The 26,338-nt window shown below is 56.4% G+C and carries 24 protein-coding genes; 19 read left to right on the top strand and 5 right to left on the bottom strand.

Annotated elements, in window-relative coordinates; all coding sequences use genetic code 11:
• Positions 1 to 5: 5 nt before the first annotated feature.
• From fkpB to QVZ43_RS16325, 9 genes are all read left to right on the top strand, one after another.
• Positions 6 to 458: an FKBP-type peptidyl-prolyl cis-trans isomerase gene (fkpB, locus tag QVZ43_RS16285; protein ID WP_302910760.1), complete on the top strand. Its 453-nt coding sequence runs from the start codon at positions 6 to 8 to the stop codon at positions 456 to 458.
• Positions 459 to 496: 38 nt separating this feature from the next.
• Positions 497 to 1,450, top strand: a complete 954-nt coding sequence (ispH, locus tag QVZ43_RS16290) for a 4-hydroxy-3-methylbut-2-enyl diphosphate reductase (protein WP_302910761.1) — start codon at positions 497 to 499, stop codon at positions 1,448 to 1,450.
• A 211-nt stretch (positions 1,451 to 1,661) separates the two neighbouring features.
• Entirely contained in the window at positions 1,662 to 2,267 is a 606-nt protein-coding gene (locus tag QVZ43_RS16295; protein WP_302910762.1) for a GspH/FimT family protein, read from the top strand.
• Between the two features lie 14 nt (positions 2,268 to 2,281).
• Complete coding sequence (pilV, locus tag QVZ43_RS16300) at positions 2,282 to 2,821, top strand: type IV pilus modification protein PilV (RefSeq protein WP_223795625.1); 540 nt, start codon at positions 2,282 to 2,284, stop codon at positions 2,819 to 2,821.
• Positions 2,822 to 2,871: 50 nt separating this feature from the next.
• Positions 2,872 to 3,927: a PilW family protein gene (locus QVZ43_RS16305; RefSeq protein WP_263283186.1), complete on the top strand. Its 1,056-nt coding sequence runs from the start codon at positions 2,872 to 2,874 to the stop codon at positions 3,925 to 3,927.
• Positions 3,928 to 3,937: 10 nt separating this feature from the next.
• Complete coding sequence (locus QVZ43_RS16310) at positions 3,938 to 4,420, top strand: pilus assembly PilX family protein (protein ID WP_302910763.1); 483 nt, start codon at positions 3,938 to 3,940, stop codon at positions 4,418 to 4,420.
• Between the two features lie 25 nt (positions 4,421 to 4,445).
• Positions 4,446 to 4,817 (top strand): hypothetical protein, encoded by a 372-nt coding sequence (locus QVZ43_RS16315; RefSeq protein ID WP_302910764.1) that lies wholly within the window; start codon positions 4,446 to 4,448, stop codon positions 4,815 to 4,817.
• Positions 4,814 to 7,696: a pilus assembly protein gene (locus tag QVZ43_RS16320; RefSeq protein WP_302910765.1), complete on the top strand. Its 2,883-nt coding sequence runs from the start codon at positions 4,814 to 4,816 to the stop codon at positions 7,694 to 7,696. Before QVZ43_RS16315 ends, QVZ43_RS16320 begins: the two co-directional genes overlap by 4 nt.
• On the top strand, positions 7,697 to 8,122 hold the full coding sequence (locus QVZ43_RS16325) for a type IV pilin protein (protein WP_223795620.1): 426 nt from the start codon (positions 7,697 to 7,699) through the stop codon (positions 8,120 to 8,122). It abuts the gene before it with no gap.
• A gap of 67 nt (positions 8,123 to 8,189) precedes the next feature.
• Here QVZ43_RS16325 and QVZ43_RS16330 read toward each other — a convergent pair whose 3' ends face one another.
• From QVZ43_RS16330 to QVZ43_RS16340, 3 genes are all read right to left on the bottom strand, one after another.
• Complete coding sequence (locus QVZ43_RS16330; protein ID WP_223795619.1) at positions 8,190 to 8,753, bottom strand: GspH/FimT family pseudopilin; 564 nt, start codon at positions 8,751 to 8,753, stop codon at positions 8,190 to 8,192.
• Between the two features lie 109 nt (positions 8,754 to 8,862).
• Positions 8,863 to 10,248 carry a sigma-54-dependent transcriptional regulator gene (locus QVZ43_RS16335; protein ID WP_302910766.1) on the bottom strand — a complete coding sequence of 462 codons (1,386 nt, stop codon included), beginning with the start codon at positions 10,246 to 10,248 and terminating at the stop codon, positions 8,863 to 8,865.
• Between the two features lie 58 nt (positions 10,249 to 10,306).
• Complete coding sequence (locus QVZ43_RS16340; protein WP_302910767.1) at positions 10,307 to 11,950, bottom strand: sensor histidine kinase; 1,644 nt, start codon at positions 11,948 to 11,950, stop codon at positions 10,307 to 10,309.
• 92 nt (positions 11,951 to 12,042) lie between these two features.
• Here QVZ43_RS16340 and QVZ43_RS16345 point away from each other — a divergent pair, with 92 nt between their 5' ends.
• The gene (locus QVZ43_RS16345; RefSeq protein WP_302910768.1) at positions 12,043 to 13,707 is read left to right on the top strand and encodes an NAD+ synthase; all 1,665 of its coding nucleotides are present in this window, start codon (positions 12,043 to 12,045) and stop codon (positions 13,705 to 13,707) included.
• Positions 13,708 to 13,733: 26 nt separating this feature from the next.
• Here the strand turns inward: QVZ43_RS16345 and QVZ43_RS16350 are convergent, their stop codons facing one another.
• Positions 13,734 to 14,567, bottom strand: coding sequence for an outer membrane protein assembly factor BamD (locus tag QVZ43_RS16350; protein WP_223795763.1), 834 nt, complete (start codon positions 14,565 to 14,567; stop codon positions 13,734 to 13,736).
• Positions 14,568 to 14,695: 128 nt separating this feature from the next.
• Between QVZ43_RS16350 and rluD the strand changes: the two genes are divergently transcribed.
• The 3 genes from rluD (at position 14,696) to clpB (ending at position 19,155) form a co-directional block, all read left to right on the top strand.
• Positions 14,696 to 15,673 carry a 23S rRNA pseudouridine(1911/1915/1917) synthase RluD gene (rluD, locus tag QVZ43_RS16355; RefSeq protein ID WP_302910769.1) on the top strand — a complete coding sequence of 326 codons (978 nt, stop codon included), beginning with the start codon at positions 14,696 to 14,698 and terminating at the stop codon, positions 15,671 to 15,673.
• A complete protein-coding gene (gene pgeF / locus QVZ43_RS16360; protein ID WP_302910770.1) occupies positions 15,663 to 16,415 on the top strand; it encodes a peptidoglycan editing factor PgeF in 753 nt (250 codons plus the stop codon). The genes rluD and pgeF overlap by 11 nt, the downstream gene beginning before the upstream one ends.
• Positions 16,416 to 16,578: 163 nt before the next feature.
• Positions 16,579 to 19,155, top strand: coding sequence for an ATP-dependent chaperone ClpB (gene clpB / locus QVZ43_RS16365; RefSeq protein WP_302910771.1), 2,577 nt, complete (start codon positions 16,579 to 16,581; stop codon positions 19,153 to 19,155).
• Positions 19,156 to 19,228: 73 nt separating this feature from the next.
• Here clpB and QVZ43_RS16370 read toward each other — a convergent pair whose 3' ends face one another.
• Positions 19,229 to 19,702, bottom strand: coding sequence for a DUF4124 domain-containing protein (locus tag QVZ43_RS16370; protein WP_302910772.1), 474 nt, complete (start codon positions 19,700 to 19,702; stop codon positions 19,229 to 19,231).
• Between the two features lie 521 nt (positions 19,703 to 20,223).
• Between QVZ43_RS16370 and QVZ43_RS16375 the strand changes: the two genes are divergently transcribed.
• The 6 genes from QVZ43_RS16375 to QVZ43_RS16400 all read left to right on the top strand — a co-directional run bounded on the left by QVZ43_RS16375 (position 20,224) and on the right by QVZ43_RS16400 (position 26,175).
• Complete coding sequence (locus QVZ43_RS16375; RefSeq protein WP_302910773.1) at positions 20,224 to 21,942, top strand: acetolactate synthase 3 large subunit; 1,719 nt, start codon at positions 20,224 to 20,226, stop codon at positions 21,940 to 21,942.
• Positions 21,943 to 21,944: 2 nt separating this feature from the next.
• The gene (gene ilvN, locus QVZ43_RS16380; protein WP_223795610.1) at positions 21,945 to 22,436 is read left to right on the top strand and encodes an acetolactate synthase small subunit; all 492 of its coding nucleotides are present in this window, start codon (positions 21,945 to 21,947) and stop codon (positions 22,434 to 22,436) included.
• A 67-nt stretch (positions 22,437 to 22,503) separates the two neighbouring features.
• The gene (gene ilvC, locus QVZ43_RS16385) at positions 22,504 to 23,520 is read left to right on the top strand and encodes a ketol-acid reductoisomerase (protein ID WP_223795609.1); all 1,017 of its coding nucleotides are present in this window, start codon (positions 22,504 to 22,506) and stop codon (positions 23,518 to 23,520) included.
• 89 nt (positions 23,521 to 23,609) lie between these two features.
• Positions 23,610 to 24,455, top strand: coding sequence for a CDP-diacylglycerol--serine O-phosphatidyltransferase (gene pssA, locus QVZ43_RS16390; RefSeq protein ID WP_223795608.1), 846 nt, complete (start codon positions 23,610 to 23,612; stop codon positions 24,453 to 24,455).
• Positions 24,456 to 24,562: 107 nt separating this feature from the next.
• Complete coding sequence (gene msrP / locus QVZ43_RS16395) at positions 24,563 to 25,537, top strand: protein-methionine-sulfoxide reductase catalytic subunit MsrP (RefSeq protein ID WP_302910774.1); 975 nt, start codon at positions 24,563 to 24,565, stop codon at positions 25,535 to 25,537.
• A gap of 92 nt (positions 25,538 to 25,629) precedes the next feature.
• Positions 25,630 to 26,175 carry a protein-methionine-sulfoxide reductase heme-binding subunit MsrQ gene (locus tag QVZ43_RS16400; protein WP_302910775.1) on the top strand — a complete coding sequence of 182 codons (546 nt, stop codon included), beginning with the start codon at positions 25,630 to 25,632 and terminating at the stop codon, positions 26,173 to 26,175.
• Positions 26,176 to 26,338 lie beyond the last annotated feature (163 nt).

Consider the following 26,338-nt stretch of genomic DNA (forward strand, 5'->3'; position numbering starts at 1 on the left):
ACTCAATGAAAGAACTTCCCGTAGACAAAGGCACCCGGGTAAAGCTGCATTTTGCCCTGCGTATGGACGACGGTGAGGTCATCGATTCCACCTTTGACAAGGAGCCTGCGACCCTCGAAATCGGCGATGAAAATCTGCCTGAGAACTTCGAGGCATTGCTGATGGGCATGCAGGCGGGCGATCGCGATACCTTCCAGGTTCCGCCCGAGAAAGGCTTCGGTCAGCGTAATCCGAACAATCAACAGACGTTCAAACGCCATGAATTCAGCGCCGACATGGTGCTGGAGCCAGGGGTGGTCATCTCCTTTGCCGATGCCAGCCAGAGCGAGTTGCCCGGCGTGGTGATGCGCGTTGAAGGGGACGAGGTGGAGGTGGACTTCAATCATCCTCTGGCCGGGCGTACACTGACGTTCGAGGTGGAAATTCTCGACGTCGAGCCAGCGAAACCGACGCACTGATTTCAAATTTTCCCATCGATTACCAGCGGGACACCAGCATGCAGATCCGACTCGCCAATCCCCGTGGCTTTTGCGCCGGCGTTGATCGCGCCATCGAAATCGTTAACCGCGCTCTGGACGTATTCGGCGCTCCGATCTACGTGCGTCACGAAGTGGTCCACAACAAGTTTGTGGTGGATAACCTTCGCGATCGCGGAGCCATTTTCGTGGATGAACTGCATGAAGTGCCGGACGACACGCTGGTGATCTTCAGTGCCCACGGTGTATCCCAAGCCGTGCAGAGCGAAGCGGCTCGTCGCGGATTGAAGGTGTTCGATGCCACTTGTCCGTTGGTCACCAAGGTGCATATGGAAGTGATGCGCTACAGCCGCGATGGGCGGGAATGCATTCTGATCGGTCACCATGGCCACCCGGAAGTGGAGGGCACCATGGGACAGTACGATCACAGCAACGGCGGCGACATTTACCTGGTGGAAAACGAACAGGATGTCGAAAAGCTGGAGGTCCGCAACCCGGCTCGTCTTGCTTACGTTACCCAGACCACCCTGTCCATGGACGACACGGCCAGGGTAATCGACGCCTTGCGCGTCAAATTTCCGGACATCCAGGGGCCGCGCAAGGACGATATCTGCTACGCCACCCAGAACCGTCAGGACGCCGTAAAACAGCTTGCGGGTGACTGCGATCTGATGCTCGTCGTCGGTTCTCCCAACAGCTCCAACTCCAATCGCCTCCGCGAACTCGCGGAGCGCATGGGTACTCCTGCCCATCTGATCGACAATGCCTCCCAGATCGATCCTTCCTGGCTTGATGGCAAGTCGTCAGTTGGTGTCACGGCTGGGGCCTCCGCGCCGGAAGTTCTGGTTAATGATGTGGTGTCCCGCTTGCAAGATTTAGGTGGGGAGTCTCCTCAGGAGGTTGATGGGCGTGAGGAAAATATCGTGTTTTCTATGCCGAAAGAATTGAGGATCGACGTGGTTGAGGTTTCCTGAACTCAGGTGTCGTGCTCGGACCAGTAGCGCCCGAAGCTCTGGTCTGTGCTCTTGCAATTTAGCCCTTCTCCCGCTCAAAAATGTGAGCTTAATCCCATCTTTTTCCGCTGGTTAGCCGTTTATCCGCTATAAGCTTCCGCTTGTCGAATGCCACTGGTTAACTTGCCCCGTGTCCGAATAGCCTATAAGTCGGTCTTAATAGGAATCGACTATGTATCAGTATCATCGCGCTGCGGGTTTTACGCTAATTGAGCTGATTGTCACAATCATCATCATCGCGATTTTGGCAAGCTTTGCCATTCCGTCCTTTCGCGACACCGTCATGAACAATCGTCTGGCGGCCCAGGTCAACGAAACCACCAGCATGATCAGTTTTGCACGAAGTGAAGCCACCAAGCTACGCTCCGGCGTCGTTACGGCGTGTGGTTCGACCAATCTCGCCAGCTGTTCTGGCAATGCCGCCTGGGAAACTGGCTGGATTATTTTCCGGGATATTGACGGCGATCGGACCCTGGACGCGGGAGACGGTGATGCACTGCTGAAGGTAAGGGAGGTCCTTGATGGGGGCAACTCTCTGCGGCTGGTCGACGCGAGCAGTGACAGCGGTAACTTTATTCAGTTTGCCAGTAATGGCTTTCCTATCCCCTCTGCCACGGGTAATGCCGCTGGTACGTTTGTGATTTGTGATGATCGTGGTGCTGCTCAGGCGAGGGCGGTGGTTGTCGGGGTGTCCGGGCAGACCCGACTTGCTCGTGACAGCGGCGGCACTGCCGGAGTCCTCGATGACCATGATGGCAACGACGTTACCTGTCCATAAAGGGTGAGTTTCAGATGTTTAAAAAAAATCCTCAGGTATTCCGCCTTGTGAAAGGCCGTGCCGGTGGCCAGCGTGAAAAGGGTTTCACCTTGATCGAAATCCTGGTCACGCTGTTCATCCTCGCTATCGGATTGCTTGGCCTGGCCAGCCTGCTTTTTGAAGGTATGCTCAACAACCAGGGTGCCTATCTTCGCACCCAGGCCAGTATCCTCGCCTACGACATGGCTGACCGGATGCGGGCCAACAAGGATCAGGCCACCGCCTACGACAATTTCACTACCGACGGAGCATCAACAGCCCTCCCGGCCTGCGCCAGTCAAGCAGCCGGCTGTTCGGCTGCCGGCCTCGTTGATTACGACAAGGCCGCCTGGACTCGCCAGATCCAGAACGTTGGCAGCAACATGACCATGATCCCCGGCGGCATTGGCACCATCAGCCACGATGCCGCCACCAATACCTACACCATCAGCGTGCAGTGGCAGGAGGGCAGTCGGAGCAATGCTGCCGGCCAGATAGCCGGTGACAACTCCTACACCGTGAGCTTTACGCTGTGAGGGCAGAAACCATGAAATTGTTGGATGTTCGAAGGAACAGGCTTTTGAGAATGCAGGCAGGTCTCTCGCTGGTCGAGATGATGGTTGCCCTGACAGTCAGTTCGATACTTCTGCTTGGCATTTTTACCGTCTATATCGATTCCAGCCAGACATCCCGGCTTGCCAACTCCCTGGCGCGGGTGCAAGAGTCCGGCCGGATTGGCACCGATATCATGGCTCGGGACATGCGGATGGTCGGTTTTCAGGGGTGTGCCGACCCGGATGATGTGACTTTGAATATCATCGCCGAAAATCCTCCGACGGGAAGTTTTTTCGACTCGACCCTTCGGGGCTGGGAAGTGGACGACGCCAGCTGGGCCGATGGCACCGAGTTTGATGGAACCAGCATCGAGACCCGCGCTGTTGTGGGTAGCGATGTCCTGGCGGTGCAGCGCGGGGAGTCGGTCGAAGTCGAGCTAACCGGTAACATGTCGGCCGACAACGCCAATATTCAGGTGCAGGGGTCTGACGTAGGGTTGTTCAGCCAGGGGCAAATTGTCCTTATTTCAGACTGTGAGGCGGCGGACCTGTTTCGGATTTCCAGTCAGCCCAGTTCTGATACCTGGGCCCATGCCAATAACGTGAATACCAGCAACCGACTGAGCCAGGCCTACACCGACTCGGCTCGAGTCATGCAGTTTTCCGCCACGGTGTACTTTGTTGCCGATACAGGCCGTGACGATGCCCGCGGCAACGACATCCGGGCCCTTTATAGGGCCACCAACAATCTGCTGAATGCTGCCACTCCCACGTTCCAGATTGATGAGATTGTGGAGGGTGTTGAGAGCATGCAGCTGGAATATGGTGAGCTCTTGCCAACCGGCAATGTTCGTTACGGAACCGCTGACCAGGTGGGCGATATGACCAATGTCATCACCGTTCGTGTCGGCCTGTTGATCAGTGACGCGGATGGATCCAGCAATTTTACCGACACCATCGATTACCCCCTGCCTGGGGAGACCATTGTCGCAGCAGGTGGCGCAGCAGCCGGTGCAGTGACGCATCCGGAAGATGACCGGGTTCGTCGTACCTTTATTTCCACCGTTATGCTTCGTAACCGCGACTAAAGGGGGAGTTATGAATCACCTGAAAACCACTGTCATGTCCAGGTACCAGGATGGGGCGGCATTGATTACCAGCCTGATCGTTCTACTGGTGCTGACTCTGATCGGTGTCGCGGGCATGAACTCGTCAATTATGCAGGAGCGTATGGCAGTTAACGCCCAGAACTCCAACCGTGCCTTTCAGGCGGCCGAGGCAACCGTCGGCGCACTTACCAATCAGTTGAAGGCCAATAATCTCGATACACTCCGGGAGTCCATGCAGTCCGCCTCTGGTTACAGTACTGAAGAGGCTCAGACCATAGATAGCTCCAATGGTGTTTCCGGCTCATATCAGGTTCGCTATCTCGGTGAGATTATCGTAACCAGCGGCACCTCGATGAATGCCGATGAGGGCTCAAACAATCTGAAAGGGTTTCGTTACGAGCTGATCGGTGAGGGTTCCATGGCCAACACCGGAGCTGAGGCTCGAGTGTTTAAAGGTGTCGAGTACTACTGAATCGCAGTCGCGAAGAGGGAACAAGATGAATTATATGCGGTTGTTCGCAAGATTTGTTATCAGCGTCGTCCTAAGTTCGGGTGTTGCTGGAGTTCAGGCACAGCAAAACGGTTCCATGCTTGACGGTAACCTCCTGGCAGCGGAGGTACCTGCAACTGAGATCGTTCAAAATGCTGCGGGTGATGTGGTTCAGGTGCGCGTTGATAGTTGTGACGTGTGCGATCAGGCTGGATACCTTCCCTCACGAAACCTGAAGATCACTTACGGAAAGGATGAAGTGCTGTCCGGTCAGCTAAAAACTTTCAATGGGCGAGCGGCAACAGTTGTAATTAACCGTGACACCGGAATGGTGGATCGAATCATGTTTTGGCGTGAGCGTGGAGTGGGAGACGAATGATGAAGCAGTTCAGTCGAATGTTCACGGCCGTTGGTTCAGCAGTTTACTTTTCTATGGCCGGTATGGCCGCCTTGGCGGATGATACAGAGATTTTTTTTAATAACCCTGAGAACACCGTCAAGCCGAATATCATGCTGATCCTGGATGCGTCAGGCAGCATGGGTACAGACGACGTGAACGGACAGACGCGTCTTTCTGCAATGCAAACCGCGACTAACAGTCTTCTTGACGGTTTGACGGATGTGAATGTGGGGCTAATGGTTTTTGGTGGCTCTGACGGAGCCTATTTCGAAGCGCCTATTGAACCGATCGAGAATAATAAGGCGAGCCTCAAGACTAAAGTTTCTGCATTAACTGATTCAGGTAGTACGCCATTGTCTGAAAGCCTGTTTCAGGCTATGCGTTATTTTCAGGGAGAAGAGGTCTTTATAAGAAGCTCCAATATGGCCGGGGATACAGTCTCTGGTGTTGTAAATGATGGAGGTTTGACCTATCAGAGCCCGATAGATTACTCATGTCAGCCAAATTATGTAGTGCTCCTCTCTGATGGTACGCCTCAGTCGGACATCAATCATAATGGAACCATTGAGGGTGTCGTAGGAAGTTGCACTGATAACTGTCTGGATGAAATCGCTGAACACATGTACACCAGCGATATGATGCCGACTGACAGCTTCCCGGGCGTTCAGAAAGTCTCAACCTATACCGTGGGTTTCGTCAATGGCCAGCAGTTGTTGTCGGACGCAGCGACGAATGGAGGAGGCCAGTACATTCTGGCAAATAACTCATCAGAGTTGACGGCAGCCTTTCAGAATATCGTGAGGGAAGTGAAGGCCCGATCGACAACCTACGTTGCACCTGGTGTTGCTGTAAATACCTTCGACCGTCTGAATCACCTGAACATGCTCTATTACGCCCTGTTCCAATCCGGAAGAGGTTCCATCTGGGATGGGAACCTGAAGCGTTATGAGCTTGCAATTGAAACCGATGCAAACACCGGTGAAAAATCGGCCTACATCGAAGATGCCAACGGCAATGCTGCGATTGATCAGGCAACCGGGTTTTTCAAGGACACGGCGAAAAGCTGGTGGAGTACGGCCGCAGATGGCGCCAATGTCCGTGAAGGAGGGGCTGCCTCCCAGTTACCGGCGACTGCGGCCAGTCGGGCGGTATTTTCCAACCTGAGTGACCGACAGAGTGACTTGTCGCACGTTTCCAACGCGGTTGTTTCGACGAATACCAACCTGACCGGAGCGGACTTCGGCGATGCGACCATGCAAGCAGCCGATCTTGAGAAAGTCATCAACTGGACTCGAGGAGTTGATGTCAACGACGAGGATGGCGACTCGGACACTACCGAGGGCCGCAAGTTCCTCGCTGATCCACTTCACTCTGTACCTCAGTTGGCGATCTATGACGCCACATCGGATCCCCAGGACATCACTATTTATTACAGTGACAACCAGGGCTTCATCCACGGGATAAATGGTGAAACCGGGGCGAGCCACTTCTCCTTCATTCCGCGTGAGTTGCTGAAGAATCAGCCAGCTTTGATGAACAGTACCGATGCGTCATCCAAAATCTACGGCATGGATGGCACTCTGGTCCTGTGGACAAAGGATGCGGATTACAATGCGAAAATCGATGGGAATGATGACTTTGTGCGCATCTTTGGTGGCATGCGCCGGGGCGGAAAGAGTTATTACGCTCTTGATGTAACAGACAGAACATCCCCGGAGCTGATGTGGTCCATCACTGGCGGCGTTGCCGAAACAGACTTCGCGGAGCTTGCACAGACCTGGTCCAAGCCTGTGAAAACCAAGGTGAAGATTGCAAACTCCCTCCATGAAGCGCTGATTTTTTCCGGGGGTTACGATACTAATCAGGACTCTGTTTCGGTTCGAACTCCCGATTCGTCAGGTCGAGCGCTTTACATTGTTGATGCGGAAACTGGCGATCTGCTGTGGTGGGCAGGTCCAGCAGATAGCGGTGCCACCATGGAACTGGCAACTATGCAGTACAGCATTCCCGCCTCGCCAAAAGTTCTGGATGTCAACGGTGATGGTCTGGCTGACCAGGTTTATGTAGGTGACATGGGCGGCCAGATTTTCCGCTTTGATTTCACGAACGGCAATCGACTGAGCGAATTCGCAACCGGAGGCCGGATTGCTGATCTGGCCGGAGAAGGCGAACAGAACAATCGCCGGTTCTATCACAGTCCGGATTTGTTTGGCATCAAGATTGGTGGTACGAGATATCTAGGACTGGTTATTGGTTCTGGTTATCAGGCAAACCCCCTGAATGAAACGGTAGATGATCGCATTTACATGTTGAAGATCGCTGCCGTGAGCAGCGCCCCTCTGGATCCTGACGATCCGGATCAGCTTGATGTGCTCTATGAAACCGCAACAGAAGCAGACTTGTTTGACACAACAGCGAACCTGATTCAGCAGGGTACCGCAGACGAGAAGGAAGCCGCTGCCAATTCCCTTGCCGGTTCGAAAGGCTGGTTCATCAAGCTGGAAAATGACGGTGAGAAAGTGCTGTCCGCAGCCACCACTATCAACAGTGAGGTGTTTATAACGACCTACGACCCCGAAGTGAGCGACAACCCTTGCCTACCGCCGACAGGAACATCCAGGCTCTACCATTTCTCAGCCCTGAATGGCAGTGCGGTTCGCAACTATGACGGTATCGGTGGGGACGCGAGCAACGAGTTAACGGCTAGTGACCGGCCGGTCCTGGTGAATGTTCCGGGGCTTCCGCCATCGCCCCAGCGCATGCGGGTGGACGACACTGACGTTATTTGTGTGGGTACCGAGTGCCAGACGTTCGAAACTGTCAAAGGTGTTGTTGAAACCTACTGGTATGAGGACTAAATGGTGAGCAAGCTACGTCAGACCGAAAAGGGTTTTACGCTGATAGAGTTGATGATTGTGGTTGCGATCATTGGCATCATTGCCGCGATTGCGTATCCCAGCTATCAGAGCCAGGTCGATCGCACTCGCCGGGTTGATGGCCAGGGTGCGCTGATGGAGATGGCGGCTGCCATGGAACGTCATTTTGCAGGTAACAATAGCTACCAGGGTGCAGCAACCGGTGGGGGCGATACCGGTGCCCCTGCCATCTTCCCGGACGAGGCACCGGTGTCAGGTGACACCAAATACTATGACCTGACCATCCAGGCTGCGACAGCCACCACCTACACCCTCCGGGCCACGCCGAAAGGTGCCCAGGCGGGCGATGGGGTACTCGAGCTGGATTCAACAGGTGTAAAGCGTTGGAATGGGAATTTGGGCTGGTAATAGGATGGCCTTAGAGGCATTTCCTTTACCGTCATAAAAAGAGCCGGCAAAGCCGGCTCTTTTTCGTTCAGCAGCTGATGAGACCGCCCCAGGAAAGTCGTATTCTCCCATCGCGATCGTTGTCCTTCTCGACCCGGAAACGACCGGCCATATTGACGGGCATGTAACTCATGGTTCCCTCCGATGTATTGGTCGGGCAGAGCACCAGGCTGCCCATGGCCCCCGAACTCATGCCCTCGTCATTGAATCGGAAATAGCCTCGTCCGCCCGTTCGTGAGTTCAGAGAAAACGGAGCAAGTTCAATCCCGCTCTGGCTGAGGATTTCGCCATTATCAGGTCTGCGGTCCTTATCTTCGTCGACGAAGATCGAGACAGGGCGTTGCCAGTCGTCGACGCACTGACCGGTTGCGGACAGGGGGCAGACCGTTACCGTTTTTCGCAGACTGGCTGCGGACCATCGCGCGAAGGCGAAAAGTGAGTGGTAATGCTCCAGTATCGCTCTTTGCCGGGACTGGTTGACCCAGGTGCCCCAACTGTGTGTGGCGAGTCCTGACAGGATGCCGATGATCGCCAGAGTGACGACAAGCTCAAGCAGGCTAAAGCCTGCCGACCGGAAAAGTGGCATTCGCATAGTTACAGTCCTTGTAACAGTTAAACGAAAAATTGCAGCTAGCCGGCTTCCTGCCGGCTGCCTGGTCAGTATAGAGAGAGTTGATGTGGTCGGGGAGGGTTATCTGGGCCTAGTCCATATCGAGCTTCTTTAACCGATATCTCAACGCCCGGAAGGTGATGCCCAGGCGCTTGGCCGCCGCCGTTTTGTTCCATCGTGTCGCTTCCAGCGCTTTCTCGATGGTCTTCCGTTCGATATCTTCCAGGTATCCCTCCAGATCTATATCGCCCTCGGGAATGGCGACTTCTGATGTGGGGGGCTGGTGGTCCTCGGCAGCTGCCCCAGGCATGGGCGCCTGGTTTCCGTTACCCAGTTGCAGGTCGGCAGCATCAATGGTGTCGTCATCACACAGGGTAAAGGCCCGCTCGAGGGCGTTTTCCAACTCACGGACGTTGCCGGGGAATGCGTAGCCCTGAAGTCGATCCAAGGCCGCCGGGGTTAGGTGTGCCGGGGCGCATTCGTACTCGCGGGCGATGCGGTTCAGGATGTGGTCAGCGAGCAACGGGATATCATCGGCGCGCTCGCGCAAAGGCGGCACGGCCAGTTCGATGACGTTGATCCGATAAAACAGGTCTTGCCTGAAAAGCCCGTCCTGTACCAGTTGAGGTAGGTTCTTGTGAGTGGCGCTGAGCACGCGGATATCCACCGGCACTTCCTTGCTCTCTCCCACCGGTCGAACGGCTTTTTCCTGGATGGCTCGTAATAACTTCACCTGCATGGCCAGGGGCAGGTCCGCCACTTCGTCGAGGAAGAGGGTGCCGCCGCTGGCGGATCGGAACAGGCCCTCCTTGTTCTCCACGGCGCCGGTAAAACTACCTTTCTTATGGCCAAAGAATTCGCTTTCCATCAGTTCTGAGGGTATGGCGCCACAGTTCACTGCGATGAAGGGGCCATCCTCTCTTGGACCCTGCAGATGGATCATCCGGGCGACCAGTTCCTTACCACTTCCAGATTCCCCGCTGATAAACACCGGCGCCTGGCTACGGGCCAGTTTCTGGGTTTGCTTGCGCAGTTTGCGGATCTGGTCGGATTGGCCGAGGAGGAGGCCGGGCTCTTCGTCGTCGGGGGTCTGCTCCGCTTTCTGAGGCGCGAGTTTCAGAGCGCTGTTGATCAGCTCCCGGAGTCGGGGCAGTTCCACCGGCTTGGAAACAAAGTCAAACGCACCGGCCTTCAGTGAATCAATAGCGGCGTCCATGCTGCCGTACGCTGTAATAACGGCGACCGGTGTCGATGGAACGTGTTGCTGTATCCACTGGACCAGTTCAATGCCATTGCCGTCTGGCAGGTTCATGTCCGTCAGACAAAGATTGAAGGTCTGGTCGTTCAGAAGCCGGTATGCACTCGCCAGGTCAGGCGCAGTCTCGACGCTGATACCCATGCGAAAAAGCGTGATTTCTAGCAAATCACGAATATCCGGTTCGTCATCAATAATCAGAGCTGATGGGGCGTTAGTCATTGTTATCGAGTTGGTTCCTGGTCGAAATTCAGGTGCGCTTCCAGGGAAGGTGGCACCTTCAGATCAGTCGTCCCGGGTGGGCGAACGTGATGCGGAAACAGCAGCCCGGCTGGGCATCGTCCAATACGGACAAATGAGCCTGGTTAGACTCGCACAGTTCCCTGGCCAGATAAAGGCCAAGTCCTGTTCCGCTTTTGTCGGTCGTGAAGAACGGCTCGAAGACGGAGCTTTTTTGCTCCGGATCGATGCCGGGTCCCTCGTCGCGGATGTCGATATAGCTCCGCTCCCCATCGGCCGATGTGCCGGCATGAATCTTAACCGAGTATCGGCCGGTTTTCTGGTGACTGTAGCGAAGCCCGTTATCACACAGGTTGATCATCACTTGTTCGAACTGGCTTTTGTCGAACCGGGCTGGTGGCAGGTCGTCATCAAAGGTGAGATCAATGGTCGCTGAGGCGCGATCACCGTCCTGGGTTTGCAGGTAGTCAGACACAAATTCTTGCAGCCAGTCTGAGAGGTCAATCTGATCAGCCTGCGCTACCTGTCGTCTAGACAGGTCCAGCACGTTCTCGATGATCCCATTCACGCGCCGGGAGTGACGTCGGATGATGTCCAGCATCCGATGATCCCCCTCAGAAAGCGTAGGGGATTCTTCCATTAACTGGGCTGCGTGACTTATGGCGCCCAGAGGGTTTCGGATCTCATGGGCAATCCCGGCCGTCAGTCGACCCAAAGAGGCCAGCTTCATTTGCTGGGCCTGTTGGGTCACCTTACCTATGTCTTCTATGAATACCAGGATGTGATCCTTGCGGCTGACGTCCAGTTCCGTGAAATTGGCCTGCAGGCGCGGTGAGGTCGGAAATGGCTGAAAAGGTTCTATGCGTTGGCCGGGATTGCGAATCCAGGCCTCCAGCCCAAGTTTCAACGGTTGGGGCAGAACACGGCTTGGGGGCAGTTGCTGATTTGGGCTGGAGGGCGTCCCAAACAACAGTTCCTCGGCTGCCGCATTGACCAGGCGAATCTGCCCATGGCGGTCGAGCACCAGAATACCGGTGCGCATCCGTTGGATGATCTGTTTGTTGATCTGCTCGAGTTCTTCAAGGCTCCGGGCCCTGCTACTGGCCAAGGCTTCGCTGCGCATCATTCGGCGGGAGACATACTGGAGAGTAAATGCGGCAGCAAAATACAGGATGCCCAGGGAGCCGGCGCGCACCAGATCGTCTGCGGATGCATCGAGAACTAACGTGGCCCAACCAGAGATGCCAAGGGAGCAGAGCGCGGCCAGTGCGGCATAGAACGTGCCGACCCGGGTGGGTGTCAGAATATTGCCGGCAGCAATAGAAATAATCACCAGGTTGGCGAGGCCGTTAGTAATGCCCGTGCTGGTAAAAAGCAGCCAGTGGATAATCAGGATATCGAGCAGGATGGACAGGATAATGTGTCTGCGGTTTGGCTGGAAACCTGCCACAATAATCAGCGCGATGAAGGCGTTCAGGCCAAGGTATCCGGCGGCACCAGTGAGGTAATAGTCCGGTAGTCGGAACTGGGAGTCGAAGTTGACCGGATCGATCAGCAGCAGCGCCAGCAGCATAATACTGACCACCAGCCGGTAATGGTTGTAGATACGAAACAGTTTCGCCTGCTGTGGCAGGGTGGGGGATTGGAGGGCTGGTCCCGCTAGGGACGGTTTGTCTACTGCCATGGGATAGAGAGTCCGCTGTTCGTATAAAGAAATCCTAGCTTCCGCCGGGTTATAATAGCCTTTTAGTGGCAATGAGTTACAGGAGCCGATTTATGTCCTCTTCCGGGAGTCGAACATCCCTCAACGCATCTCCCCAGAAACTGCGGGTCGTCATGGCTCAGCAAGACTTTTTGGTGGGCGATATTCCCGGGAATACGGACCTGGTGATCGAGACGGTCCGGCGCGCGGAACAGGAACATCAGGCTGATATCGTGGTGTTCCCGGAATTGTGTCTGACGGGGTATCCGCCGGAAGACCTGCTGTTGCGACCGAGTCTGGACCTGCGCGTCAGGGAAGCACTGGAACGAATCCAGGATGCCCAGCTGGCCCCTGCCATCGTCATTGGTGCGCCGGTTCGTGAAGGGGCGTTGCTATACAACGCAGCGCTGGTGATCGAAAACGGACAGGTCACCGGGCGCTACTTCAAGCGGTATCCGCCTAACTATCAGGTCTTTGACGAAAAGCGTTATTTCGCCGAGGGGCGGGATCCGGTAGTCGTTGAGATTCGTGGTGTCCCGGTGGGGTTGACCGTCTGCGAAGACATCTGGCGGGAAGGCCCGGTTGAGGACGCGGCAGCCGCTGGCGCACGGTTAATTCTGAACATCAATGCATCGCCCTTCGATCTCGACAAGCAGGAACGACGCAAGGCGCTGATTGAGCGCAAGGCCCGGGAAAACCTGGTTAGCATTGTTTACCTGAACCTGGTGGGCGGCCAGGACGAACTGGTGTTCGACGGTGGCTCCATGGTGTATGACCATTCCGGTGAGTTGGCGGTTGAAGTGCCCCAGTTTGCGGAAGGACTCTATCCGGTTGATTTCCTGTATGAACACCATTGCCAGCCTATATCCCAGCCGCTGCCCGAGGCACAGAGCCTGGAAGCCAAAGTGTACAGTGCCCTGGTGACCGGTGTGCGGGACTACGTCAACAAAAACGGTTTCAAGTCGGTGGTGCTTGGCCTGTCGGGTGGCATTGATTCAGCCGTTACCCTGGCGGTTGCCGTTGATGCGCTGGGCAAAGAGCGGGTGCGTGCGGTCATGATGCCGTTCCGGTACACCTCCAGCATGAGCCTGGAAGATGCAGAATCAGAAGCCAACGCGCTGGACGTTCGGTACGACGTCTTCTCCATCGAGCCCATGTACGATGCCTTTATGGCCACCCTTGAGACACCCTTCGAGGGCACCCGGCCGGATACCACTGAAGAAAATCTCCAGGCCCGCCTTCGTGGTGTGCTGCTGATGTCGTTGTCCAACAAGTTCGGTTCGCTGGTGCTCACCACGGGCAACAAGAGCGAAATGGCGGTGGGGTATTCCACGCTGTATGGCGATATGGCCGGTGGTTTTGATGTGCTCAAGGATGTGCCAAAGACGCTGGTGTTCCGGCTGGCCCGCTACCGAAACACTGTTTCCCCGGTCATACCGGAGCGGGTCATTACTCGCCCACCGTCCGCGGAACTGGCGCCGGATCAGAAAGATGAGGACAGCCTGCCCGGTTATGACGTGCTGGACCAGATTCTCAATCTCTACGTAGAGCGGGATCTGAGCGCCGATGCGATTGTTGCCGAAGGGTTTGATCGAGTTGATGTCGAGCGGGTCGTCCGCCTGGTGGACATCAATGAGTACAAGCGTCGCCAGGCCCCGGTTGGGGTGCGGATTACCGAGCGCGGCTTTGGCAAGGACCGCCGCTATCCCATCACCAATGGCTGGAAGAGCGGCAAGTAAGCGGGCAGGCGTTCGGGGGCGACGACTCAGTCGTCGCCCATCAGGCCGAAGGTCACCACGTTAGACAGGGAGCGGCTTTCAGCGTTGAGCAGGTTTGCTTCGAACTCACCCTGCGGATTGAACGCCTTGCTCTCCGGGAAGTTTTGCTTGAGCAGTGCAATAGCATCCTGTGAGTCCTCTGGCAGCTCCAGGGCCCGGAAGGTTTCCGCCATGATCACCAATGCTTCCTCCACAGACGGCGTGGTCGGGAAGTTTTCCACCACGTAACGGGCACGGTTGTTCGCCGCTACGTAGGCGCTTCGCTTGATGTAGTATCGGGCAGTATAGATTTCCAGCTCTGCCATGCGGTTGCGGATGGCAACCATGCGTTGGCGGGCGTCAGCGACATACTGGCTCTCGGGGTACCGGTTCAGGAGTTCAGAGAAATCCCGAAAGGCTTGCTCCTGTTCACCGGGGGACCGGGCGCCCACATCAATCGGGAAGTAGCGGGCGGCTAACCCAAGGTCCAGATTGTAGGACGCGAGTCCTCGCATATAGAGCGCGTAATCGGCGTGGTCGCTCTGGGGGTTCAGGCGCAGGAAACGGTCAGCCGCAGCACGGGCGCCTTCCAGGTCCAGGTTCTGGTAGCGGGCGAAAATCAGGTCAAGCTGCGCCTGTTCAGCGTAACGGCCGAACGGGTAGTAGGTCTCCAGAGCGTCCAGGTTCTCCTCGGCTTCGGTAAAGTTGCCGGAGTTCATGGCCTCGCGAGCGTTCTCGTAGTAAGTCTTCTCCGGCAGCACCTCCTCCTGTTGATTGGAGGCGCAGGCACTGACCAGAACGACCATAGTGGTCAGTAGCAATGAACGAACAACTGATCTCATGCCGGAATCCCGTATAATGTTGATGATTTCAAAAGAGACGCCATTGTAGCGGGGATGTCGCCGGATGTGCAGAGTGGTCTGGCCTTTTGATTCAATCATACGAAACCTACATCGGCCCTGGGGGCTTAATGTCATCTGAAAACCGAATTACAGCCAGTTTTGCGGTGCCACCCGAACTGAGCGATCGACGCCTGGATCAGGCCGCCGCCGAACTGATGCCCGAGCATTCACGCTCCCGCCTTCAAAGCTGGATCAAGAGCGGTGCTTTGACCGTGAATGGCGAAAAGCGCAAACCCCGTGACAAGGTCATGCTCGATGATCAGATTAATCTTGATGCGGAGCCCGAGGCTCAGGTCAGTTGGGAAGCCGAGGACATCACCCTGGATATCGTCTACGAGGATGAGCACCTGCTGGTCATCAACAAACCGGCGGGATTGGTGGTGCACCCGGCAGCAGGACATGCGGCTGGCACTCTGGTGAACGCTCTGCTCAATTACGCGCCGGAAGTGGAGAATCTGCCCCGTGCGGGGATTGTCCATCGTCTGGATAAAGACACCTCAGGCATTATGGTGGCGGCGCGCAGTCTGGTTGCCCACACATCGTTAGTCGATCAGCTGCAGACCCGAACCATGGGGCGAGAATACGACGCTGTGGTGGTCGGGGAACTGACCGGCGGTGGAACCGTAGATGCGCCCATTGGTCGTCACCCTCGGGAACGCAAGAAAATGGCGGTGGTGGCCTCCGGCAAACCGGCCGTCACCCACTATCGCTTGGCGGAGCGGTTTGCTGCCCATACCCATATCCGGTGCAAGCTGGAAAGCGGTCGGACCCACCAGATCCGGGTGCACATGGCGCACGTCAAGCACCCGCTGGTTGGAGATCCTCTCTACGGTGGGCGCCTGCGCCTGCCGAAGGGAACCACCGAAGAACTGCGGGAGGCTCTGGCGGCGTTCAACCGGCAGGCACTCCATGCCCGGCAACTGACGCTGGAACACCCGGAAACCGGCGAGATCCTCTCCTGGGAAGTGCCTCTGCCAGAGGATATGCAGGCCCTGCTGGCGGCCCTGCGCAAACACGTCGAAGACCTGGCGAGCGATGTCTACTGATCTCCCCCTGATCACGCCTGACTGGCCGGCACCTGCCAGGGTGCGGGCCGTCTGCACAACTCGTGCGGGCGGTGTCAGTGAGGTGCCTTGGCAGTCGTTGAATCTGGCCATGCATGTGGGGGACGATCCTTCCCACGTGGACGTCAACCGACGGCGGCTGGCGGGCCACCTGAACCTCGAGCCAGAGGCTTTTGGATGGCTGGATCAGGTACACGGTACCGATGTGGTGGAGCTCCCCGTCAAGCAGCGAGTCCCCAGTGCGGATGCTGCCATGACGGCCCACCCGGGACAGGTGTGCGCGATTCTGACCGCCGATTGCCTGCCGGTATTGTTATGTGATCGCGCTGGCAACCAGGTGGCTGCCGCCCACGCCGGATGGCGGGGGCTTTGTCAGGGGGTGCTGGAAAATGTGATCGGCCAGTTCCGCTCGTCCCCAGCCGAGCTGTTGGCTTGGCTTGGGCCGGCAATCGGCCCTGAGCGGTTTGAAGTCGGGCCTGAAGTTCGCGAGTCCTTTCTCGCTTCCAGCCCGCTCGCCGAAAAGGCATTTCACAAGCAAGGCGCCCGCCCCGGCCATTACATGGCAGATCTATACCAGTTGGCTCGCATCCGGCTGTCTGCGCTGGGGGTGACGTCGGTTTTCGGTGAACCAGTGTGCACGGTTTCAGACCCTTCCCGTTTTTACTCCTACCGGCGAGATGGCCAGACCGGTCGTATGGCCAGCCTGATCTGGCTCACCGCCTGATTCGCTCTTCCTCAAGAGTATGATGCCGATCAATTTTTCAGCAGCTTGATTGCTCCCCTGCTTGAAGTCGCTCTGCTCGCCCCTACATTTACTTTCAAAGCATGATGGGTGTGGAGGCGTCGATAAGCCGACACCCAGGCAACTGAATTGGGGATACGAGTTTATGAGAATTGATAAGCTGACCAGCCGGTTACAGACGGCGTTAGCCGATGCCCAGTCCCTCGCGGTGGGTAAGGATCACAATTTTATCGAGCCTCTGCATTTGATGCAGGCACTTTTGGATCAGAACGGTAGCTCCATCAAGCCCCTGCTAAAGCAGGCCGGCTGTGAGCCCGGCAGAGTTCGTCAGGCTGTGGCCCGGGAACTCGAAAAACTGCCCGAAGTGCAGGGCTCGGCAGGCGACGTGTCCATGTCCAACGACATGGGGCGTTTGTTCAATATTGCTGACAAGCTGGCGCAAAAGCGTAAGGACCAGTTCATTTCCAGTGAGCTTATGCTGCTGGCGGCCCTGGAAGACCGTGGCACCCTTGGCCGGGTGCTGAACGAACAGGGGCTGAACAAAGCGGCCTTGGAAAAAGCTATTGATGAGGTGCGTGGTGGGGAAGCAGTGAATGATCCGGGCGCCGAAGAAAGCCGTCAGGCGCTGTCCAAGTACACCATTGACCTGACCGAGCGAGCGGAGTCCGGGAAGCTGGACCCGGTGATTGGCCGGGATGATGAAATCCGCCGGACCATTCAGGTGCTCCAGCGTCGCCGGAAGAACAACCCGGTTCTGATCGGTGAGCCCGGCGTGGGCAAGACCGCCATTGTTGAGGGTTTGGCCCAGCGCATCGTCAACGGCGAAGTGCCCGAAGGCCTGAAAGACAAAAAAGTGCTCTCTCTGGACATGGGTGCCCTGATTGCCGGTGCCAAATTCAGGGGTGAGTTTGAAGAGCGCTTGAAGGCCGTGTTGAACGAACTGGCCAAGCAGGAAGGTCAGATCATCCTGTTCATCGACGAAATCCACACCATGGTTGGTGCCGGTAAAGCTGAGGGCTCCATGGATGCGGGCAATATGCTCAAGCCAGCTTTGGCCCGCGGCGAGCTTCATTGTGTGGGCGCCACCACGCTGGACGAGTACAGGGAAAACATTGAAAAAGATGCCGCCCTTGAGCGTCGTTTCCAGAAAGTATTGGTGAGCGAACCAACCGAGGAAGACACCATTGCCATCCTGCGGGGGCTGAAAGAACGCTACGAAGTTCACCACGGGGTCGAAGTGACCGACGGCGCCATCATCGCCGCGTCCAAGCTGTCCCATCGTTACATCACCGACCGTCAGTTGCCGGACAAGGCCATCGATCTGGTGGATGAAGCGGCCAGCCAGATTCGTATGGAGATGGACTCCAAGCCGGAAGCCCTGGACCGTCTGGAGCGTCGCCTGATTCAGCTCAAGATCGAGCGTGAAGCATTGAAAAAGGAAACGGATGCGGCGTCCAAGAAGCGTCTGGATGAGCTGTCTGATGTGATCTCCGGAATTGAGCGCGAGTACGCCGATCTGGAAGAAGTCTGGAACACCGAAAAGGCGGCGTTGCACGGTTCCCAGAAGATCAAGAGTCAGCTCGAGCAGGCGCGGATTGATCTGGAAAATGCTCGCCGTGCTGGGGACCTGGGCCGCATGTCCGAACTCCAGTACGGACAGATCCCCGAGCTGGAGCGGCAGCTAGACATGGCCAGCCAGGCCGAAATGATGGAGATGAAACTCCTGCGTAATCGCGTCACCGATGAGGAAATCGCCGAAGTGGTCTCCAAATGGACCGGTATCCCTGTGTCCAAGATGCTGGAAGGTGAGCGCGACAAACTGATGCGTATGGAAGAGGCCCTGCACGAGCGGGTCATTGGTCAGGATGAGGCGGTTGAGGCCGTGGCTAATGCGGTTCGCCGTTCCCGGGCCGGGTTGTCTGACCCGAATCGTCCGAACGGTTCGTTCCTGTTCCTCGGGCCAACCGGTGTGGGTAAAACCGAGCTGTGTAAATCCCTGGCGTCGTTCCTGTTCGATACCGAAGAGGCCATGGTGCGGATCGACATGTCCGAGTTCATGGAGAAACATTCGGTGGCAAGGTTGATCGGTGCGCCTCCCGGCTATGTCGGGTATGAAGAGGGGGGTTACCTGACGGAAGCAGTTCGTCGCCGGCCGTACTCGGTATTGCTGCTGGATGAGGTGGAAAAAGCCCATCCGGATGTGTTCAACATCCTGCTGCAGGTTCTGGAAGATGGCCGACTTACCGATGGCCAGGGCCGCACCGTGGATTTCAGGAATACCGTCATCGTGATGACCTCCAACCTGGGTTCAGACATCATCCAGCAGAAGGCGGGTGAGGAAAATTACGAGTCCATGAAGAACGCGGTGATGGAAGTCGTTGGTACGCACTTCCGGCCGGAGTTCATCAACCGTGTGGACGAGGTCGTAGTCTTCCATCCGCTGGCGGAAAACCAAATTCAGGGCATTGCCCGGATTCAGATCGAATCCCTGAACAAGCGCCTGAAGGAGCAGGATATCGCTCTGGAGCTGGACGACACTGCGATGGAGTTTCTGTCCGAGGTGGGGTATGACCCGGTGTATGGCGCGCGTCCGTTGAAGCGGGCTATTCAGCGGCTGATCGAGAACCCGTTAGCCCAGCGGTTGTTGCAGGGCGACTTCGTGCCCGGAGACACAATCCATGGCACCGTCAGGGACCACAATCTGGAGTTTGTGAAGGCCTGAAACGCAAGCGGGGTATCCGGTCCTCCGGATACCCCGCCGTATTTGCCTTAATCGATAGGCGTCGCCGAAACGATCAGTTGGCCGCCGTGGTCTTTTCCGGGCCGCAGTTTTCTTCGGCGACTTGCTGGAATTTCTGGCGCTGTTCGGCGATTTCCTCCGGTGACAGGTAGCGCTTCTCGCCGTTGTCTTCAACGTGAATGCGGGCGTTGCTGTCAATCACCTTCAGGTTGCTGCGGGCCGTTTCACAGTTGGCCGCGCGCTGCTTTTCCCTAGCCTCCATTTCAGCACGCTCACGGGCGGTCAGGTTTTCCTTTTCCTTTTCTTTTTCCATGTCAGCCAGCCGCTCCTGCGGGCTTGCTTTCTGGCTGGCGGTGCTGGCGGGAACGCCGGCGCGGACATTCACGCGTTCCACGGACTTGCCCGTTGGCTGCCGATCCCCGAAGTGCGTTACCCCATTTTCATCAGTCCACTTGTAAACTGATGCGCTCATTGAAATGCCCGGTACAACAGCCAGCAAGGCGGCCAGCGTCAGAATCTTCTTATTCATGGGTACATCCACTCGGTGTTTACTACTCCCGGTTCCAGGGTAGACCCTGACAGGCCGGGTACTGTTCTTGAATCACTGACCGCTATCATGCCACTCAACACAGCAGATTTCTTCCATCTGGTTCAAAACTCTGTTCTGGTTTTGTTTCCGAGTGTGGCCCGCCTATCGTTTCGCAGCCAAATCAAAGCTAACTGACCTATTGACAGGGAGTTTCCCGCTGTCAGAATTACCGTTTGCCTGAGGACTGGGGTCAATACGGCAGGCAATCCCGAGCGAGTATCCCCCATCACACACCACACCGAACGCTCTGCGCTTGACGTTGCAGGGTGGTTGTTGCTGACATGCAACCCGTTGATTGGTCGTTCTCCGCAACCCTCAGGAGGGCGGCTGGCCAGGAGACAACCTCTGATCAGGGTGTGGAGGAGCAGTCGGTTCCGCTTTCACAAGAAGCAGGGAAACCGTGAATCCAGGCAACCGGGCAGGAGCCCGGAACATTCACAATTAGAAGAGGGTAGAAAACCGTGGAGTTATTGTCTGGCGCCGATATGCTGATCCGGTCCTTGCAGGACGAAGGCATCGAATACATATACGGCTATCCGGGTGGTGCGGCGCTTCATATCTATGATGCGCTGTTCAGGCAGGACAAGGTCAAACACATCCTGGTTCGACACGAGCAGGCAGCGGTCCATATGGCCGATGGCTATGCCCGTGCAACCGGCAAGCCGGGTACCGTTCTGGTGACCTCCGGCCCCGGAGCCACCAACACCATCACCGGCATCGCGACCGCGTTTATGGATTCCATCCCCATGGTCGTTCTGTGTGGCCAGGTGGCATCCACGCTGATCGGCGAGGATGCATTCCAGGAAACCGATATGATCGGTGTCTCCCGGCCGGTGGTGAAGCACAACCTCAGCGTGCGTCATCCGGAAGAAATCCCGGAAGTGATTCGCAAGGCATACTACATTGCGGCAACCGGCCGTCCCGGCCCGGTGGTGGTGGATATCCCCAAGGATATGACCACCCCCAACGAGCGTTACGAATACGCCTATCCCAAGAAGGTCAAGCTGCGCTCCTATAACCCGGCCATTCGCGGTCATGCCGGCCAGATCAAGAAAGCGGTCGACATGCTGTTGGCAGCTCGTCGTCCGGTGATCTACGCCGGTGGTGGCGTGGTACTGGGCAAGGCATCTGATCAGCTGACTGAGTTCGTTCGCAAGCTCGGGTACCCGATCACCAATACCCTGATGGGGATTGGCTGTTATCCGGCCAGCGACAAGCAGCATCTGGGCTGGCTCGGCATGCATGGCACCTACGAAGCCAACATGGCGATGCACCACGCGGATCTGATTCTGGCGATCGGTGCGCGCTTTGATGACCGTGTGACCAATGCCACTGAGAAGTTCTGCCCGGGTGCCCGCATCATCCATGTGGACATTGATCCGGCCTCGATTTCCAAAACCGTGGAAGCAGATGTGCCCATCGTGGGCCCTGTTGATGCCGTACTCAAGGAAATGCTGTCGCTGGTCAAGGAGAGCAAGCAGAAGCCAGACGCGGATGCGATTGCAGCCTGGTGGAAGCAGATCGAAGAGTGGCGGGCGTTTCATGGCATGCGTTACGAAACCAGTGACGACGTCATCAAGCCGCAAGAGGTGATCGAAATCCTCCACAGACTCACCAACGGCGAGGCGTTTGTCACCTCCGATGTTGGTCAGCACCAGATGTTTGCCGCGCAATACTACAAGTTCGACAAACCCAACCGGTGGATCAACTCCGGTGGTCTCGGCACCATGGGCTTTGGCCTGCCGGCTGCCATGGGCGTCAAGCTGACTCATCCGGATGATGAGGTTCTGTGTATCACCGGCGAAGGCAGTATCCAGATGAACATTCAGGAACTGTCCACCTGCAAGCAGTACAACTTGCCGGTGAAGATCATCAACCTCAACAACCAGGCCCTGGGTATGGTGAAGCAGTGGCAGGACATGAACTACGAGTCCCGCCATTCCCAGTCCTACATGGAATCTCTGCCGGACTTCATCAAGCTGGCGGAATCCTATGGCCATAAAGGCGTTCGGATTGAGAAGAAGGCAGAGCTGGAGTCTAAGTTGAAGGAAGTTCTGGCCATGAAGGACGAGCTAGTATTCGTGGACATCTACGTGGATCGGTTCGAACACGTCTATCCGATGCAGGTCGCTCGTGGCTCCATGAAAGATATGTGGCTCAGCAAGACGGAGAGGGTGTGATCATGCGTCGAATCATTTCTGTTTTGCTGGAAAACGAGCCTGGAGCACTGTCCCGCGTGGTGGGGCTTTTCTCCCAGCGTAACTACAACATTGAAACCCTCACGGTCGCTCCGACAGAAGATGAGACCCTGTCCCGGCTCACGGTGACCACAACCGGTTCCGACAAGGTCATCGAGCAGATCACCAAGCAGCTCAACAAGCTGATTGAAGTGGTCAAGCTTGTAGACCTGACGGAAGGCGCCCACATTGAGCGGGAGCTGATGCTGATCAAGCTCAAGGCCACCGGGTCCCAGCGTGCGGAAATCAAGCGCACCGTGGACATCTTCCGGGGGCAGATTGTCGATGTCACCAGTTCGGTGTATACCGTCCAGCTGGCTGGCGACAGCGAGAAGCTCGATGGCTTTATCCAGGCGGTGGGTACCTCCGGTGTTCTGGAGGTGGTACGGTCCGGGGTTTCAGGTATTGCTCGCGGCGAGAAAGTGCTCAGCCTTTAACAACCGACAACGAACATATTTAAAACACGTGGCCCGCTGAGGCCAATACTAAGAACAGAGGTTTCACATGCAGGTTTATTACGATAAGGATTGCGATCTTTCCATCATCCAGGGCAAGAAAGTTGCCATCATCGGTTTCGGTTCCCAGGGTCACGCGCACGCGTGCAACCTGAAGGATTCCGGCGTTGACGTAACGGTGGGTCTGCGCCCGGGTTCTTCCTCCATTGCCAAGGCGGAAGCCTACGGCCTGAAGACCAGTGACGTTCCGTCTGCAGTAGCTGCAGCCGACGTGGTGATGGTTCTGACCCCGGACGAGTTCCAGGCGCAGCTGTATAAGGCGGAAATCGAGCCGAACCTGAAGCAGGGCGCTACTCTGGCGTTCGCCCACGGTTTCGCGATTCACTACAACCAGATCGTTCCCCGCAAGGATCTGGACGTGATCATGGTGGCGCCGAAGGCTCCGGGTCACACCGTGCGCACCGAGTTCACCAAGGGCGGCGGTATTCCTGACCTGATCGCCATCTTCCAGGACGCATCCGGCAGCGCCAAGAACCTGGCCCTGTCCTATGCAAGCGGCATCGGTGGCGGTCGTACCGGTATCATCGAAACCACCTTCAAGGACGAGACTGAAACCGACCTGTTCGGTGAGCAGGCGGTCCTGTGCGGTGGCGCGGTAGAGCTGGTAAAAGCAGGCTTCGAAACCCTGACCGAGGCAGGCTACGCTCCGGAGATGGCCTACTTCGAGTGTCTGCACGAGCTCAAGCTGATCGTTGACCTGATGTACGAAGGCGGTATCGCCAACATGAACTACTCCATCTCCAACAACGCGGAGTATGGTGAGTACGTGACCGGTCCTGAGGTGATCAACGAGCAGTCCCGCGAAGCCATGCGTAACGCACTCAAGCGTATCCAGAGCGGTGAATATGCCAAGATGTTCATCTCTGAAGGCGCTCTGAACTATCCGTCCATGACGGCACGTCGTCGCCAGAATGCTGCTCACGAAATCGAAGTGGTGGGCGAGAAGCTGCGTGGCATGATGCCGTGGATCTCTGCGAACAAGATCGTAGATAAAGAAAAGAACTGATCGGAAATTCGAACAGTTCAGGAAAGCGCGGCTCGGGTAGCCGCGTTTTTCGTATATACTCCGCCCAAACGCTTTCCGGAGTGATGGCAATGACTGACGAAAAGAAATCTGCTGATATGGAGCCTGAGAGTTCACCATCGGCAAACACTGAAAAGCAAACCTCGGAAGACGAGTTGCAGATTTTCGAGGTGGTTGAAGAGGAGTTGGTTGAGGGCGCCCCGGTTCGTCGCAAGGGGATTTATTTGCTGCCCAACTCACTCACCACTGCGTCACTGTTTTCGGGTTTTTACGCCATCGTGTCTGCGGCAAATGGCGTATTTGATAACGCCGCCATCGCGATCTTTGTATCGATGATTCTCGATGGGCTCGATGGGCGTGTCGCCCGTATGACCAATACCCAGAGCAAGTTTGGTGAGGAATACGACTCGCTGGCGGACATGGTTGCCTTCGGCGTGGCCCCCGGACTGGTGGCTTTCTTCTGGTCCCTCAATAATCTTGGCAAGGTCGGTTGGGCCATCACCTTTATCTATGTCGCGGGTGCGGCTTTGCGCCTGGCTCGTTTCAATACCCAGATCGGGTCTGTGGATAAGAAGTACTTTGTCGGTCTGGCCAGTCCATCGGCGGCGGCCTGTGTTGCTGGCCTGGTGTGGTGCTTCCATCAGTTCGAGCCGTCGTCGTGGCTAACCCTGTTGACCATGGTGGTGGTCGGTGGCACGGGCATATTGATGGTCAGCAACATTTTGTACCGAAGCTTCAAGGATTTGAATCTCCGTGGGCGTGTACCGTTTGCTGCTATTCTGTTGGTGGTGCTGATCTTCGTGGTGATCGCGCTTGATCCCGCGACCGTACTGTTCAGCATCTTCCTGATGTACGCGTTGTCCGGCCCGGTTCGTGCAATCTTTCGGAAAAAACCGCGCCGCAGTGCTGGCGGCTGATTAAAGTCCCAGAGTTCCCGGTGATAACAACGCCGGGAATTCCGCCGGCAGGCTCCGGTCAACCGTGTCAGTTGTTATGAACTGAATGGCCGGACCGGAGAATGCCGATGCCTATCCACAAGCGCCCTTCCTGGGCACTTCCGTACTCCGCAGTGACGCCCGAGCGCGTCTTTCTCAATCGCCGAACGTTCATGGCCGGTCTTGCCATCGGCACGGCGGGCCTGTGTGCGCCGATGAGTTTATCTGCGGCCTTTCGTCCGGATTCGCTTGAAGACCTGAATTTCTCGCCGGCGCCGGACTTCTCCACCGATGAGGAAAAAACCCCTTTCGAAGATGTGGTTCGCTACAATAATTTCTATGAATTCGGTACAGGAAAGGACGATCCCGTCCGTTACGCCCATGAAATGAGCGTCGATCCCTGGTCGGTGGTGGTTGATGGGGAGTGTGGCAAGCCGGGGACCTATGCTCTGGAGGATCTGGTAAAACCACACACCCTGGAAGAGCGGGTATACCGACTGCGCTGCGTGGAAGCCTGGTCGATGGTGATTCCGTGGATTGGAATTCCCCTCGCAGACATGCTGAAGCGATTCGAACCTACCTCCCGGGCCAAGTTTGTGTATTTCGAAACCCTGCATGAACCGGATGAAATGCGCGGGCAGCGGTCGTTGTTCAGTACCATCGACTGGCCTTACCGGGAAGGCCTGCGTATGGACGAGGCGATGAACGAACTCAGCTTCATGGCCGTTGGCTTGTACGGAAAGACCCTGCCAAACCAGAACGGTGCGCCGATTCGACTTGTCGTGCCCTGGAAATATGGCTTCAAGAGCATCAAGTCAATCGTCCGAATCCGCTTCCAGGAAGATCAGCCCGCAACCACCTGGGAAATGATTGCCCCCCAGGAATACGGCTTCTACGCCAACGTGAATCCTGAGGTAGACCATCCTCGGTGGAGTCAGAAGCGGGAGCGTCGTCTCCCATCGGGGTTGCTCAGCCCAAACTGGGTCGAGACGCAGAAATTCAATGGCTATGGCGAGCAGGTGGCGCACCTCTACAAGGGGATGGATCTGCGGCAATACTACTGATGGATTGGCCTAACTGGCGCCAGAGTCGAGGCTTTCTGCTGTGCTTTAGAGTCGGCGTTGCGTTGCTAGCCTTGTTGCCAATGGCTACGTTGGTGAATCGAATCGTCACTGGAAATCTTGGGCCGGATCCGGGCCAGGAGGTGACGCAGGCTCTTGGTCTTGCCGCGTTTCAGTTGTTAATTGCTACCTTGTGTATGACACCGATGCAGCGCTGGACCCGTTGGGGTGGCTGGATACGTGTCCGCCGGATGCTAGGTTTGTTTGCCTTTTTCTATGCCTGTCTGCATGTGCTGTCATTTCTGCAGTTCATTTTGGGCTGGCATGACTTGTGGGCTACGTTCACCAAGCGGCCGTATATAATTGCTGGTTCCGTCGCCTTTCTGGTGCTGGTGCCGCTGGCCCTGACATCAACCAAGGGGATGATGAGGAGGTTGGGGTCGGACTGGAAGCGGTTGCACCGCCTCATCTATGTGTCGGTCGTTGCAGCATGGATTCACTTTATCTGGCAGGCGCGAAGCGATGTTGGCGAGATGCTGATTTATGGTGTTCTTGTTGCGGGGCTGTTGTGGCTCCGTGCACGCTGGATTGGTTGGAATGTTCTTATCCCGTTTGTGCGAGAACAGCGGTCGATTAAATAGTGATCAGGTTGGTTGTAAGGTGATCGATTTTGGGGTGGTGGTGTAGGTGGAAACCGAAGCATCGTGAGAAATGTCAAAATCCGGCGTTGACAGTTTTCCTGAGGGCTGTAGAATGCGCCCCACTTCTGACGGACACGACGCCAAACGGGGTCGGTTCGGAAGC

It is taken from the genome of Marinobacter suaedae (assembly GCF_030519635.1).
Taxonomy (GTDB): domain Bacteria; phylum Pseudomonadota; class Gammaproteobacteria; order Pseudomonadales; family Oleiphilaceae; genus Marinobacter; species Marinobacter suaedae.